At 61.4% G+C, this 15,446-nt stretch carries 11 protein-coding genes; 10 read left to right on the top strand and 1 reads right to left on the bottom strand.

The annotated features are described in order from the left end of the window. The first annotated feature begins 18 nt into the window (after positions 1-18). The 8 genes from ACFR9S_RS15820 to ACFR9S_RS15785 are packed head-to-tail and all read left to right on the top strand — an operon-like array spanning position 19 to position 13,201. Complete coding sequence (locus ACFR9S_RS15820; RefSeq protein WP_379730329.1) at positions 19-1,752, top strand: hypothetical protein; 1,734 nt, start codon at positions 19-21, stop codon at positions 1,750-1,752. Further along, a complete protein-coding gene (locus ACFR9S_RS15815; RefSeq protein WP_379730330.1) occupies positions 1,749-2,579 on the top strand; it encodes a hypothetical protein in 831 nt (276 codons plus the stop codon). Before ACFR9S_RS15820 ends, ACFR9S_RS15815 begins: the two co-directional genes overlap by 4 nt. Positions 2,580-2,581: 2 nt before the next feature. Further along, a complete protein-coding gene (locus ACFR9S_RS15810) occupies positions 2,582-3,643 on the top strand; it encodes a hypothetical protein (protein WP_379730331.1) in 1,062 nt (353 codons plus the stop codon). Between the two features lie 6 nt (positions 3,644-3,649). Further along, on the top strand, positions 3,650-4,771 hold the full coding sequence (locus tag ACFR9S_RS15805; protein ID WP_379730332.1) for a hypothetical protein: 1,122 nt from the start codon (positions 3,650-3,652) through the stop codon (positions 4,769-4,771). After that, positions 4,755-6,989: a VirB4 family type IV secretion system protein gene (locus ACFR9S_RS15800; RefSeq protein ID WP_379730333.1), complete on the top strand. Its 2,235-nt coding sequence runs from the start codon at positions 4,755-4,757 to the stop codon at positions 6,987-6,989. The genes ACFR9S_RS15805 and ACFR9S_RS15800 overlap by 17 nt, the downstream gene beginning before the upstream one ends. Next, complete coding sequence (locus tag ACFR9S_RS15795; protein ID WP_379730334.1) at positions 6,982-10,806, top strand: ATP-binding protein; 3,825 nt, start codon at positions 6,982-6,984, stop codon at positions 10,804-10,806. The genes ACFR9S_RS15800 and ACFR9S_RS15795 overlap by 8 nt, the downstream gene beginning before the upstream one ends. Beyond that, entirely contained in the window at positions 10,803-11,687 is an 885-nt protein-coding gene (locus ACFR9S_RS15790; RefSeq protein WP_379730335.1) for a bifunctional DNA primase/polymerase, read from the top strand. The genes ACFR9S_RS15795 and ACFR9S_RS15790 overlap by 4 nt, the downstream gene beginning before the upstream one ends. Then, complete coding sequence (locus ACFR9S_RS15785) at positions 11,684-13,201, top strand: primase-associated protein (RefSeq protein ID WP_379730336.1); 1,518 nt, start codon at positions 11,684-11,686, stop codon at positions 13,199-13,201. Before ACFR9S_RS15790 ends, ACFR9S_RS15785 begins: the two co-directional genes overlap by 4 nt. A 157-nt stretch (positions 13,202-13,358) precedes the next feature. On the opposite strand, the gene ACFR9S_RS15780 is transcribed toward ACFR9S_RS15785, so the two are convergent. After that, positions 13,359-13,679, bottom strand: a complete 321-nt coding sequence (locus tag ACFR9S_RS15780; RefSeq protein WP_379730337.1) for an antibiotic biosynthesis monooxygenase family protein — start codon at positions 13,677-13,679, stop codon at positions 13,359-13,361. Positions 13,680-13,910: 231 nt separating this feature from the next. On the opposite strand from ACFR9S_RS15780, the gene ACFR9S_RS15775 reads away from it, so the two are divergent. Together ACFR9S_RS15775 and ACFR9S_RS15770 are read left to right on the top strand one after the other, a co-directional pair. Continuing rightward, complete coding sequence (locus ACFR9S_RS15775; RefSeq protein WP_379730338.1) at positions 13,911-14,477, top strand: peroxiredoxin; 567 nt, start codon at positions 13,911-13,913, stop codon at positions 14,475-14,477. Positions 14,478-14,573: 96 nt separating this feature from the next. Next, the coding region (locus tag ACFR9S_RS15770; RefSeq protein WP_379819004.1) for a trans-sulfuration enzyme family protein at positions 14,574-15,446 on the top strand (873 nt) is incomplete at its 3' end.

Below are 15,446 nucleotides of genomic sequence, written 5' to 3'. Positions count from 1 at the left end.
AGTCCCCGTGCGAGCCCTATGAACCATCGAGAGCTCTCCGTGCTCATGGCCGGCTTGCTCGCGACGAGCCTAGTCACGGGTATCGTCGCCGCTGACCCGCCACGACCAGGTACGGAGGGGAACGGGCTCACGGAAAACGAGTCGGCAACGCTGTGGTCACGTGATGCGGACAACTACATCACGCAAGAGGAGTACCGCCAGCGCTACGGCGAGGACCGCTCCGCTGTCCATCAAGTCGCGAACGGGACGGACATTACGTTCAAACGGCCGCCCGCGACAGCGGCGACGTGGACGCGGAACGACTTCGAGGACCTCGACGCCGGCGGCCCAGATACGTCCGTGCATCCACCGCACGCAGACCTCGAGGACGGCGTCTTCATCGAAGATGCTCACGCGACGATCTTCGCGGTCCAGCCATCTACTCGTGGCCACCTCGAGTCCGGTGAAACCCCACTCTACATCGCGCCGAATGGGACAATGCGCGGGTTCGTTGATTACCGCGTTCGCGTCCCCAACGGGAGTTCCTCCGGCAACACGACTATCTCGTGGTCGCTCACGGAGCACGAGATCGAAGAAGTCCGGTTGAAGAAGGACGGCGAGACCATCGCCGAGCGTGACGGGGCCCATACGCCTGCCCTCGACTACCAGATCGAGGACGACTGGAGTGCGAATCTCACGCTGGAAGCGGAGATTAGCGTGCGGCTGAAGAAGACCGTCAGGACCGACCTGGGTGACCGGACGGACGTCGACGTCACCTATCGGACGGAAACACGGAACGTCTCCGATTCGATCGCCGTCGAGATCTACGACCTCTCGGCGTACCCCTACTACGCCGAGTATCCGAACGGCGATGCCGGCGTGGCCATCTTCCAGTCGCGGCCGTGGCAGGGGTACACGCTCACGGAGGACGGTGAGGCACGGGTCCGTGGCATCTGGCGGTTCTACACCGCTCGGAACACCAACTGGGACACGCTCGTCCGGTCGAATCGCACGGATAGCGCCACCGTCGAGTCAGACGCGATTCCGGTGTACGTCCACGCCTATCCCTCACGGATCGGGCCGCGTGCCGAGCCGGTTCGAGACGGACCGGAACTCATCGAGACCTGGGGGACTGACCGCCCGTCACCAGTCGGCACCATCGGTGAGAACATCAATATCGACATCGTCAACCAGTCGTACACGACGACGTACGGCGTCGCCGTTCGAGCTGAGAACGTCGATCGAGAGGCGCTGCACGTTGCGGGAATCGTCCGGGGCGTGAATGCGTCAATCGTCGAGCCGGACGCCGGCTCCGAGCGGCAGCTCCGCCGCAGCAATCTTACTGTTGAGGTCATCCATCAGAATCAGTCGCAAGCGACGCTTAGGGTCGAACTGCGGGATAATCAGACCGGCGCGCCGATCGGGCTCGACGATAGCCGTCAGTATCCAATCGGCGGCACCACCCGAAACGGGTACATCACGGTCGCGGATCAGCGCGTTGAGACCAACGCCTCGGGGGTGGCGATCGTGACCATCGACGAACCGGGCATCTACACGGCTCGGTACCATCCGGGCTCGTGGCTCGGTCACGACCCGGCGTACGTGAGTGATACCGCGACGGCCCGGTGGCACCCACTCGGGACGATCGACGGCTGGTTTGCGCTGGTGTTCGAGGTCGGCTGGCAGCTCCTGCCGTTCTTCGTGATGTTCTACGCTGGCAAGCGCCTCCTGCGGATGCTCGGCCCAGAAGACATCTTCGGACAGAAACCATGACTCAGGACAATCCCCACCTCAGTAGACGGACCGCCCTCCGAACAGTCACCGGCGCCGCTCTCGTGAGCGTGGCCGGATGCCTCAACAACGACGATTCCCCGGATGGCGGGAACTCAACACCGTCTGATGAAAGGGGAATCATCCAGCAAGTCACCGTAGAGGGGGCAGAACTCGTCGTTGAATACTCCTCAGAGGAGGGAGTCGACCAGATCAACCTCGTCCAGCCGAATGGGGAGCTGTTCGGTCAACGAGAAACCGCTGCTGGGTCACAACAGGTCTCTTTCGAGATCGGAACTTCCTATGAGCCTGGAGAGTATACTGTCGTGGCTCTCAGCGGTGAAGAAACGCTAGCTGAGAGTTCCTCACTGATTCAGCCGGAAATTGGAATTCTGGGGGTCGGTCTTTACCGGAATAACCCTGAGAAGCCGTGGGACGAAGTCTACGGAGATACTGAGACGGATCGGATAAAGAACGGGGAAGCGTACGTCACCGTCGAAAACACCGGAAGCGGACCAGAAGCGGTTGTTGAGTTAATTTTCACCGGTGATGTTCCAAACCCGGTCGAAGATCCCCGAGGTAGCGGGATGTATGAAACTGAACAGGTGGTGATCTCGCCGGGAGAAACTACAGACCTGTTCAGTAGTTCGTTCCCGTTTGGTTCCGAATCTGAGGAGGGAATGGGGTGCTCCCCGAATGGGAACAGCGGCCAGTTCACCGTCACAGTCCGAACCCAGGTTGGCGGCGACCAGGTGTCGAAATCCTTCGATGTACAGTACTCCGGATCCACGGAGATGAGTGACTGCGAGGTTTCAATCACGGAGGCCTAACGATGGTGGACCTGATAGACGTCGTTCTCGAGGGATTCAAAGACGTCGTCGATTGGTTCATCGGTCTGTTCATGGACGGGCTTCGGTCGGGGTATCAGACGCTGACCGAAGAGATGTTTGGCACTCCGACTCCCCAGACTGATGGGACGTTCATTTTCGGAGAACCAAGTAACGCCCCTTGGCCAGCAATCCAAGAAGGGCTCATCGGCGGCGAGATCATGTTGATTTCTCTGCTGCTACTTGTGATGAGCGTTCAGGGACGACACACCATCCGCATCTTCAATATCGGGAGTGCGTACGAGGCTCGGAAGACCAAGAAGACTGCCTGGGTCGGAGCCTTTCTGATTATTACCTGGTACTGGATTGGGGCGCTCGCGCTCTACCTTGTTGATGGGTTCACGATTGCCCTGATGCCGGAGCTGTCCTCGCTGGGCTCTGCTATGCTGCAGTTCATAACGGGGTCGATTACCAACCCCGGTCTTGGTCTCCTCTTTGCTCTTATCGGAGGAATTTCGATGTGGGCACTGGAGGCGCTGTTCTACATCCGGCAGATTCTCCTCTACGTCTACCTGTACGGGATGCCCATCGCGTTCGCCGTCGCCTATGGCAACATTCCTGTCCTCTCTGATGTCGCGATGGGGTTCAGCAAACGGTTCGTCCCATTGGCCATCCTACCCCTGCCTGCGGCGATAGTCCTCAAAGGATACGACCTACTCTACTCTGGAGGGACGTTGACGCCGGGATCAGCGTTCCTCAGGTATCTCGTTGCGGCTTCACTTCCCCTCGTTGCGCTCTATGTCACGTGGAAGACGTTCAAGTACGCGACCCCGCTGACGGCGAAGGTTATCGGTGGTGCGACGAAAGGAGCGGCCCTCATCGGCGGTGTCGCCACTGGAGCCTACATCGGCGGCGCCGGCGTCGCGACGACCGCGGCCCGGTGGGGACCGAAGGCCGCAGCGGGACACGCTGTGGCGCAGAAAGCTGCAGCCCGGGGCGCGAACAGCGACGAAGACAGCGGGACGCCGTCGTACCGGCGGACCGAGAACGACCCTGGAGGTTACTAACAATCCATGTCCATCGACGAAGACGCAGCCGCACGGCGCATCATGGACCAGTTCGGTGAGGAGAGCCGCATCCCTTACCTCAACATCGAGGAAGGCGACGTCGGCGTCCTGATCGCCTTCCCGATCGTCGGCCTGTTCATCGCTGGCCTCACCGGCATCGAATCACTCGCCCTCCCGTTCGTCGCAGGTGGGTTCGGGTTCGGCGTCGCGATCGTCTACGTCTCGCCCGACCACCTCAACGCGTGGACGTGGACGAAAGACGTCTATCGCTACGTCAAACGCCCCCAGATCACGTTCAGCGCCCCGGAGGACGCCGACAGTAGCACCAACGAGACAGAGCGGAACGAGGGCGGGCTCGCGAACTACACACCGTTCAAGCCCGACGAGCGGACGCAGGACCTCACGAATATCGAGCGGGCGTGGCCGGGGGCTGGCGCGATCCAGCGCGCGGACGGCACGATGGAGGCGTTCATCGAGATCGATCCCGGAAACATGGACTTCGCGATGTCCGACGACTGGGCACAGCTCCAAGACGCCGGCGAGGAGTTCGCCAACAAGGAACTGGACTCGAAGCTCAAACTCCACGCGACGACCCGCTCGTTCCCGGTCGAACAGATTACGGAGAACATCGAAGACCGCCTGAACGACGAGGACGTCAAAGAAAACCCGATCTTCCGGGAACTCCTCGAGGAGTATCGGGAGACGCGGCCGAAGGAGATGCGCGAACGGGGCATCCAGCAGGTGCGGTACTACATCGGCGTCGAGGTTACGCCGCTGGAGGTCTACGACCGCTTCCGCGACGAGGGGACACCGGCCGAGAAGCTGACGCAGTTCCCCGTCATCGGGTTCCTGTTCAACCCGTTTGTAACCCGCCGCGAGGACCTCACCGACGTCGAGCGCCGCGCACAGATGTTCGAAAAACTCGATAGCCGAGTCAACGACGTGCGGTCGGAGTTCATCCAGCAGGCGTCGGGCTGGTCCGCACGCCGGCTCAGCACGGTCGAGCTCTTCGTGTTGAATATGGACTTCTGGAACGGCCGCGAACACGAGTACGACGACGCAGAGAGCGTCGTTCGCGAACAACCCATCATCGGCCACTCGCGCCGGGAGGATGCCCACGATGCGTAACCTCGTCCTCCAGACGGGCAGCGGAGCCGTCGGCCAGCTCACGGAGTGGGTCACGAATCCGACCTCAGCTGAAGGTGCGGCTCTCTACATCCTGCTCGCGGTACTAGTCGGGATCGGCGGGAAACTCCTCTGGGACTGGTACACCGACGACGACGAGGAAGAGGTCGAGTTCTCGGATCTCCTCGACGAGGAGACCATCGAACAGGGCGCGGCCGAACGCCAACTTCTCGACGACATCGCCGAGTCACACAAAACGGTGACCGCGCCGGCGGCGATTGAGTGGGAGACGCGCGCGGCACGGGTCGGCGAGCAGTGGACGACGACGCTGTACATCGCTGACTACCCGGACTACCCCAACGACGGCTACCTCTCCGAGCTCTTCGAGATGACGGACGTGCAGTTCGATCTGACGGCCCACATCACGCCGAAGAACCAGGAGCGGGCCCGGAACGAACTGCAGGATATCGCTGACGACCTTCAGGTGGACGCTGACCTTGAACAGAGCGTGCGGAGTGCCTACCTACAGGAACGCGCCAACGAGGCCGCAGCGACGTACAAGGCCGTCGAGAACGGCGCGAATGTCTTCGACCAGGGGATGTTCATCACGGTCCGGGCCGACGAGAAGGAGGACCTCCGGGACGCCGTCCAGAAGGTCAAGAGCGCGCTCCGTGACGATCCGGCGAACCTCACGCCGAAGACGGCCATCTGTCGCCAGGATCTCGCCCTCCAGTCCGCCGCGCCCATCGGCGACAACGAGTTCGGGCGGACGTCGATTGCGCTCGGCGGCGCCGTCGGTGCGTTACTCTCCTCGCCGCACAACGCGACGATTCTCGAGGAAGGTGGCGTCGAATTCGGGATTCACAAGGACAACCAGAGTCCCGTGGTCATCGACCCGTTCGCGCGGGACAACGGGTACGCGATGTTCACCGTCGGGGACACCGGTTCGGGGAAGTCGTTCAGTTCGAAGCAGAATTTCATCCGCTCCATCGAGCAGAGCAAGGACCGTATCGGCATCATCCTCGAGCCGTTGAACAACTGGGCCGGCGTCGCCGAAGCCCTCGACGCCAAACGCATCACGGTCGGCGGGACGCTCGGCCTCAATCCCCTGGAGATTCGAGAGACGCCCGAGCACGTCCAGCGCGCGATGGGCGAGGACGCCAGCCCGTTCAACGAGAAGCTCGACGACGCGATGAGCTTCCTGACGAACTTCTTCGCGCTCCGCGGCATTTCGTTGGGCGACCGCCGGACGACGCTGGAACTCGCGCTCAAGCGAGCGTACAAGCGTAACGGAATCACCGACGACATCTCCACGCACGACAATCCGAGCCCGACGATTCGGGATATGATGGACGTCTTCGAGGACATGGTTGACGACCCCGAGGAGTTCGTCGTCCGGTCCGACGAGGAGGCGGGGAAGATCAAGGAGGACGCGACGTGGCTCCTCGACCAGCTCCGCCCCTTCGAGGACGACGGTCGGCACGCCAACCTCGGCCAAGAATCGGACTTCGACATCCGCGACGAGAAGGTGATCTACCTCGATCTCGCCCAGCAGGAAGGCAGCGTCGACAGCAGCACGGCGCTGACGATGCAGCTGCTGATCTCGCTGGTGTATGAGCGGGCGAAAGTCTCGGAGAAGGAGGTCGTGTTCTACATCGACGAGGCGCGTTACATTATGCAGGACGCCGCAAGTCTGGCGTTCCTCGAGACAGTGTTCCGCCACCACCGGCATCACGACCTCTCGATCCGTCTGGTCACCCAGACGGTCGACGAGTTCTTCGAGCACGCCGAATCCGAGGCGATTCTGGACCAATGTGCGGTTAAGCAGTTCCACCGCCTCGACGGGATGGACGAAGAATGGGCCGACGAGTTCGGCTTGAACTACGCGCAGATGCGGTTCGTTCAGGACGCTGTCCCCGGCAACGAGGACGCCGGCTTCTCCGAGGCGCTGGTGGGCGTCGACGGCGAGTGGCGCGGCATTCAGGTCAAAGCGATGCCCAAGGAGAAGCGGGTCATCGACTTTGACCCGACCTCCCAAGTTCGGTCCTCGCTGCCCGGCGCCGGCGACGACGCCGTCGATACCGAGATGCAGGAGTTTCAGGAAGAGCTCGAACACCGAGCAACGAACGGAACGAACGAAACGAGCGAACTGAACGAGGAATCAGACGCCGTCGAAGCTGAGCCAGACGGCGGGTCAACGGAGGGGGCCAACGATGGCTGAGTACCTGCGCGTCACGCCGACATCCGAGCGACTTGACCCGGAGAGCATCTCCCGCGTCCTCGACAGTCTCCACAAGCTGACCACGCCCGGCTCGTCGGGCCTCGGGGCGAAGCTGAACCCGCTCCACAGTGAGACACCACCCCGATTCGAGTTCCTCGCAATCAGTGATGGCCCGGACGACCCGGTGGAGTTCTTCTACGGGGCCGATGCCCACCTGGATACGCTCGAGAAGCGCCTCCGCTCAATCTACCCGGCCACATTCGACATCGAGCGCGTCGACGTCGACGTCGCCGCCCGGCTCATTCAGCCAGTCGAGTTCACACCGCCAGAATTCGTCGAACACTACGAGGCCGGGCGGCTGCAGTACGAGTTTGGCCCGGCAGAACAGTACGACGTCGTCGACGAGGAACCAGCGGACTCCGAGCCGGGCGAATCCGACCCCGTTGTCGACGGCGGTACGGCAGCCACGAGCGTCCCCGATCATCACGTTATTGTCGGGGGCTCAGCCCTCGAACTAGCGCCGCCCGATGCACTTCCAGACGAGGAGGAAGAGAGACGGGCCATCGAGAAGCCGACGATGACACCGGCGGGAACGATTCTGGCTCGCCCGGCCCAAGACGCTGTCTCGCCGCTCGGTGTCCGGTGGTGTGGCTCCGCGTCACGGAAGCAGGACTGGATGACCTCGCTGACGCCGTTCACAGCAGAGGAAACTGACGGCGACCTCTCGTCCGTCGACGAACCGGGCGCGGCGCTGGCGTCGCTGATCGACCACCTGATGGAGGCGACAGCGCCGACAGCGTTCCAAGTCGTCTTCCAACGGCGTGCCAGCTGGCAGTCCGACGCGGAGGTGCGGAAAGAGGACCTCGTCGACGGCCGGGATACGTTCTTCCAGGAAGTCGTCGGATCGTTGCTCGAGGTTGAGGAGCAGCGGACCGACCAGGACGACCGGCAGCTCAGCGAGGCCGTCGAGAAGCGGATCGAGTACATCGACGCGAAGAACGCCAAACGGTCGTTCACGGTCAACATCCGCGCCGTCGGCGTCCCCACCGACGACACCCGCGACGACCTCGATGGCCGGATGGACTCGCTCCTCCCCGTGTTCGACCCGCTTGATGGACCGTTCTACGAGGTCGAGGGGCAACGCCTCCGGGACAGCGGCTTCCGTGAGAAAACGAAGGAGAAGAAGGCACGGGCCGCTCTCCATCGCCTCCTCAATCGCGAGTTAACGACGGGCCGGGGGAAGACCCGCCCCGAGCTGGTCCTCTGTGGGACGGAGCTCGCGAACTTCGTCCTCGTCCCCTCCTCTGAGCAGTTGACCGTCGAAGGGACGCGGGGAACGAGGGCCGAACAGCAGAGTCGGAATCCGCTCCCGTGGCCCAATCCGGATCTGATCCAGCAGTTCCAGGACGGGATGGCCATCGGCTACGCGCTCGACGAAAACGGTGAGCCACGGCCGGACCCCATTCGGATCCCGGCGGACCTGTTGCCGACGCATTACGGGCGGTTCGCGTCGACTGGTGGCGGGAAGTCGAAGGCCATCATCAACGACGCCCTCTCGCTCCGCGAGACGACGGGTGGCCCCGTCGTCCTCGTCGACCCGAAGGGGGACGGGATGTGTGAGAACTACCTGCGCTGCCACTACGAGCGGTTCGGTGGCCTCGACGACGTCTACCACTTCCGCGTCCCGGAGACCATCCCCGCGTTCTCGTTCTTCGACATCCGCCCGGCGCTCGAGGCTGGTCGCAACCGTGAGGACGCGATTCAAGACAAGGTCGACCACTTCCACGACATCCTTCGGATGATTATGGGTCGCGAGCAGTACGGGCAGGCGTTCGTCGCGAACGAGATTCTGAGCTATCTGATCAAGGCGCTGTTCGACGAGGAGTACGGGAGCGACGTGTTCGGGCTGGACGATCTCTTCGCCGCCGCGCTCCGGATGCAGCGCGACCAGACGATTCCCCCGGTCTCGGCGGACAACCAGAACATCGAGGAATCGCTGACGCGCCACTTCGCGAAGGACAACCACCAGTTCCAGGTGTCGATGGACGCCGTCGGGAACCGCCTCGACAAGCTCAAAGAGGACGCGCATCTCCGGCGGATCTTTAGCCACGTCCCCGAACAGAACGACGCCGGCGAATATGTCGACAACCGCTTCGACTTCCGCGAGTTCCTCGACGAAGACGCCACCATCATCTTCGACCTCGGCGACCTTCGGCCAGAGGCACAGCGAGCGATCACACTCCTGCTGTTGAGCAACCTCTGGGACGCCGTGCAGGTGCGCCGTCGCGACGGTCAGACCGACTACGAGAAGCTCACGAACCTCATCATCGAGGAGGCGGCGCCGGTCGCGTCGACGAAGCTGGTCTCCGAGCAGCTACTGCCGCAGGGCCGATCGTTCGGGCTGAGTATGGGGCTCGTGATGCAGTTCCCTGAACAGGTGCGGAACCGGAACGAGCGGGCCTACGACGAGGTGCTGAACAACATCAAGACGAAGCTCATCGGCAACATCTCGATCGAGCGCGACCTCGCGGAGTCGCTTGCCCATGAGGACCTCAGCCCGACCGAACTCCGTAACCGAATCAACACGCTCCCAAGTGGCGAGTGGATCGCCCAACTCCCGAGTCCATCGTTCGGCGAGACTGGTCCGCCGCCGTTTTCGCTGCAACCGCTCCCGATTGCGCCGGGGCATCCAGAAAGCGACCAGCCGCTCACAGAGCCCCAGGAAGACCATTTCGAGTCCGTGTCCCGGCCACGGATGGTCGAGCGGACACAGGCCCAGTACGGGCTGACAGAGCCGAATGAGTCGGACACTGCTCCGGGAGAGTCTGGTTGGGGGAGTTCGGGGGCTGAGACGACGGGCTCGGCTGCCGACGGCGATGCAGCGACCGACCCGACGCAATCCGCGTTCATCAGCGAATCGACGACCGAGGACGCATCGACGTCGCCCACGCAGCCCGAGACGGACAGCGACCCAGATGCAGACGAGTCAGAGATGAGCCCCCTGTTCGGGCAGGCCACCGAGACGGACGAGGAACCAACTGGTGACCAAGCAACACAGCCGGAGAACGGGGCAACGCCCGTCCAGGAAAGCAGCGTACCCGTCCCCGATGACGAACTCCGACAACGCGGGCTCAGCCGTGACGACGTCCGGTTCCTGAATCGGGTCCTCGACGTGATGAACAGAGAGGACGACGAGTACACGCTACTGGACAGGATGAGCCAGCTCCGGGACGAATACGACGACCTCCATATAGAGCGGCTCACGGAGCAGGACCTCCTAGAAGCGGACTCCGCGGCGGGGCGCAAGTACTACACCGTCCTCCCCGACGGTCGAGACCTCCTCGGGAGAGAATTAAAGGCGGGTCCAGGAGCGGGCGATCTCGGCGAGAAAACGCCACACAAGGTTGGCGTCCGGCTCCTCGAGCTGTGGCTCCACCAGCAGGACGACGTCGTTCGGGTGGAACCGTACTACGAAACCGACGACGGCACCGTACTGGACGTGGCCGGCATCGACGAGGACAGCGATCTCGTCTGGGCCGGCGAAGCAGAGCTCGCGAGTAACAACCGGCACGCCCCGGTCGAGGATTACGACAAACTCAGCGCGGTGGACGCCGACGCGATCTGGGCCTTCAACAATCGCGAGACGGCGCTCGACGTCCTGGATAGCCTTGCCGACGCGGATCGGATCGACGAGCGGGTCAGCGGGCGGGCGGCACGGTCGTTCGCGACCATCAGAGACGCCGTCGACGACTTCGATGCTGCGGGCCTGACCACCGTTCGGGGCTTCAAAAATCTCGATCAAGAACTCAACCAATGACTTGGCGACAGGCGACCCGCGAGGAGATTTACGCCTACTACGCCGAGGAGTTCCCCCGCTATCTGGATGACCTGCCGGAATTCATCACAGCGACCGGCCCGAAACAGTACGCCATCGCCTTTCGAGAGTCCCACCCGGTTCGCAAAGACGAGGTCCCGGACAAGGACTTCATCCGGCGGGATACGTGGCAAACAGATGCTTCGGGGGACCGAACGACGCCAGAATTCGACGACCTCGAGGACGTCGTTGAGTTCATTCGGCACCCAGCTCGCAACGACCCATTGGGGCGGAGCGAGTTCGCACTTGCTGATCCGGAGGTGCTGGAGCAGCCGGACCCACGGCCCGACGCCGTCTACTACGCGTTGGATCACTGGGAACGTCCCTGGGTTCTCTTAGTCGACATCGACGCGAAAGAGATTGCCCGAGACCGAGCGGACGAGATGGTGTCGGCGGACGTCGAGGATAGGGACGACGATGCGCTCCTCGACGCCGCCGGAATCCTCGACGCTGCTCCCGAGGGGTATCCGTACGCCTTCGAAGACGTCGACCGCGCCATCGAGTACGGGTTCGAAGTGCGCGACATCTTCGAGGACGATTTCGACGCCGAGGAGACGATGGTCGTCTACAGCGGGCAGGGTGTCCACGTCTACCTGCTGGATACCGACCCGGCGCACCGGTACGACGAGCAGAGTCGCGAGGTGTTGAACGACCTCCTTCTCGAGATGTACGACATCCCGATCGACCCCGTCGTGACCGCTGACCGCCGGCGGGTCGCTCGCCTGCCCTACTCGCTGCACGCCGACGTCTGTAGCATCGTTCAACCCATCGAGAGCCCGGCATTCGACGTTCGGTCGGCGAAACCTGAGGTGATCGACGAATGAGTCCGAGTACGCCCACCGACGACGAGGACATGGCGTATCGAGTTGCGGCACTCCCGCTGGAGTACGGTGAGACCCGCATCAACCAGCTGTTTACGCGTGGCTACAATCGATACGTCGTTGACGGCGAGGACCAACCCGAGGACCTCGTGAACGACGTCGAGCGGTTCGGCACAGCGGCGTTCAAAGAGCAGGTTCGCGCCGACGCCGCCGAGGAGCCGTTCGTCGACGAACCGGGGACGCTCGCTGTGCTCGCGACCCTAAGTGCGATCTGTGTGAAAGAGCACCCCAAGTTCGAGCACGCGTCGCCCCGGAACATCCAGGTGCTTTACGACATTCGAGAGCTGTACGTCAACAACCTCGCCTCCCTCCTTCGAGCCCACGGGGATGGGTCGCTCCAACAGGACATCGCCGACGTGCTGTACAGCAAGGAGCCCGGTGAGGATGGCCCGCATCCGGGTCGGGTCTGTACGGGTATCACAGAGATGCCAGAGTTCGGGGATGGCCTCTACCTCGAAATCCCGATGGCGGCGGCGTCACGCAAATGCCTTGTTCGGGAGAACGAAGCGGCGACGGGGAGTGACGACGACGGAGAGATACTGACGCGAGTTAAGGACAACAACCTGTACGTCCCAGTGGGTGATTTCGACAGCAAGTATCGCGACTATGCTGAGCGGGTATTCAAGAAGCTCCTGCGGGTTCAGGAGGACGGCCTCTCCGACGACCAGCTATCGTGGTTGACCACGAACGAGTCGGCGATTACGGAGCGGATCGACCGCTTCCTCGAGACCGGCCATCACGAGCGAATCTGGCAGAACTGGGACCGTGGAGAACGGACGATCCGCGTCCTCAGACGGGCGCTGAGTGACGCCCCGGACGACGTCGCGCAAACGGGCGAGTTCCACACGGCGAAAGAGCTCTACCGAGCCGTCGAGGCATACGACACTGAAGATGACTGGGAATCCTCTGTAACGGACTGGATTTCGAGTCCGAGCAGTCTCGCGAAGACGCTGGCCGACCACGAGTCCCACTCGGCAGTCACGATCGACCGCGACGGCCGCGTCAATACGTACCGAATCGGGCGAGCCGGAACCGGCGCCGAACAGATCGAGGTGCGAGAGATCGAGGACCTCTTCGAACTCCCCTGTATGGCGAATATGGAGGAGCGACTGCACGAGAAGAAGCCGGTTAGGAAGGACCTCTACAACTTCGCGCGGATGGTAATGTGGCTCCCGCAGTACAGCAGCCTCGACGAGATCGTTGCGGACCTCAAGGACGTCTTCTCCCGGTGGCCGTGGTACGACGAGCAGGAAACCGAGTACCAAGTCCGCTACGAGTTCTCGAACACCATCGGCGGTGACACGCCGTTGCCGATGAACTGCGATAACGACGATCTGCAGCGTTACTGCATCGGCCAAGACCAGTGCCCCTACTCGATCTGGGGCAGTCTCCCGTTCCCGGATGAGATGTACGAGCAGGTAGAGGAGGAATCAGCTGGCCCCACTGAGCAATTCTGAATCATAGACAACCCCGAATCTGTGGAATCCTTAGATAGTGATTGGTTTGGCGCCTCTGCTGATAAGAGAGAGCGGATCGATTATCGCGTTGAATCGCTAAGTACAGAAAGCTTGTTTATCGCATCCGTACTCCAATCAAACGAGACAATTAATACTCCTATGCGGGCGGGTCTGCGTCGTCACCAAATCCACTTCCATATGATTCGATGACTTCCGTAACGGTGACCTCGTAGGCATCGTACCACTCTGTCCATCGCCGTTTCGCCTCTTTGTGCTCTGAATAGGCGCCAAACGTCTCAAGCGCGTCTAAGGACTCCCAGTAGTACGCGACGAGAACCTCCTCACTTTCTGGATCATGCCATGTCCGCTTCCCGAGGTAACCCTCTGTGCCCTCCGCAGCTTCCTGTATCGCGTCATTTAACTCATGGAACTCCTCGTCATAATCCCCCGGATCAAGGCGAAACGTAACGAGATACATCACTCCGATTCTCTCACTCGGCAACCAAGACGCTTTCTCTCCCAGACCAAAGGTCGAACATTGGCGGAAAAATTCTTCTGCTGAGTTGAACCGGACCGTCTCATTTCACCCGGGATTTACAATTATTATACATATTGAATTGAAATCGGGAAGGGCCCCGTATATTGGACTCAATTCGAAAATATAGGCTCTGGAGAATATTTATTTGTGTAACGTGGTCTGATTAGTACGATGTCAAAGGACTTTCCGCTACCGGACGACCTTCCAGAACCGGAAGACGATGGAGCGGCAGACCACCTCCCCGGGATGGAGATGGTCGACGTATCTCTAGAATCCACCGACGGAGCTACGGTTAACCTCCAAGAACTCCCTCCCCGCACTGTTATCTACGTCTATCCACTGACGGGACGGCCAGATAAAGACGTGATTCCAGAAGGATGGGAAGACGTTCCAGGTGCCCGTGGCTGTACTCCCGAATCACGAGGCTTTCGCAGTCATTACGATAAACTCCGAAATAACGGAGTGGGAGAAGTATTTGGACTGTCTACGCAGTCGAGTGAGTACCAGCGTGAGGCCCGTGATCGGCTAGACCTTCCCTTCGAGATGCTCAGCGATGCTGAATGGGAACTGGCGAGTGAACTCGATTTACCGACTTTCACCATCGAGGGGGACGAGTACCTGAAGCGGTTAACGCTGGTCGTCTCTGATGGACGTATTGAACACATCTTCTATCCGATCTTCCCACCGGACGAACACGCAAGTGAAGTCCTCGAATGGGTAAGAGAGAATCCCCGATAGATGGAACAACAAGTTGTGTTCCGCCAGTCGACCCGTTCTATTGTCTGCGGATTTTGTAATGCCTCGGTATGCTAAACAGGTGAGTCCGAGTAACCTATGACACAATACGATGACCGGTCCAGCAAGAACCGATTCGCAACTATCGCCGTCGGCGCAGCAGAAATCGAGACGCACCCTCACAGAGGTGGAACAAACGACGTCGTCCCGCCGATTCACCTCTCGTCCACATTCGAGTGGGCCAGCGGGGACGAAGCCAATGAACACGTCTACTCACGCGCGGGCAATCCGACACGGGCGGCCCTCGAAGAGCAGCTCGCCCGCCTCGAAGGCGGCGATCATGCGTTGGCCTTTGCGTCCGGAATGGCGGCTATCTCGACGGCGATGCTGTCGCTGGTTCCCCCAGGAGGCCATCTCGTCGCCTCAGACTCCATCTACGGCGGAACCGAAAATCTACTCACGGAGATGCTGGCGGGCCACTTCGACGTCGATGTCGACTTCGTCGACACCCGTGACCCCGAAAACGTCTCCGCAGCAGTCGATTCGGAGACCGACTTGATCTGGGCGGAGACGCCAACAAACCCGCTGATGCGGCTGTGCGACATCCGAGCGATAGCCGACATCGCCGACGACTACGGCATCTCGTTTGGGGTGGATAGCACCTTTGCGAGCCCGTACTTCCAAGCCCCACTCGAGTTAGGTGCCGACGTCGTTGTCCACAGCACTACCAAGTATCTCAACGGCCACTCCGACTCGATCGGCGGTGCTATTATCACCAACGACGAGACGGTATTCGAGCAGCTGGCGTTTGCCCAGCAGGTCGGGCTTGGGAATATGCTTTCGCCGTTCGACTGCTATCTGGTCGCGCGAGGAGTGAAGACGTTGCCGGCGCGTATGAAACACCACGAAGAGAACGCGATGGCGGTTGCACGGTTCCTTGAGAGCCATAATAGGGTCGCCCGCGTTTACTAC

Origin of the sequence: Halolamina salina (assembly GCF_042678005.1) — an archaeon.
Lineage (GTDB): Archaea > Halobacteriota > Halobacteria > Halobacteriales > Haloferacaceae > Halolamina > Halolamina salina.
Note: the sequence above shows the minus strand (reverse complement) of the source record. Positions and strands in the feature narration are given on the sequence as shown.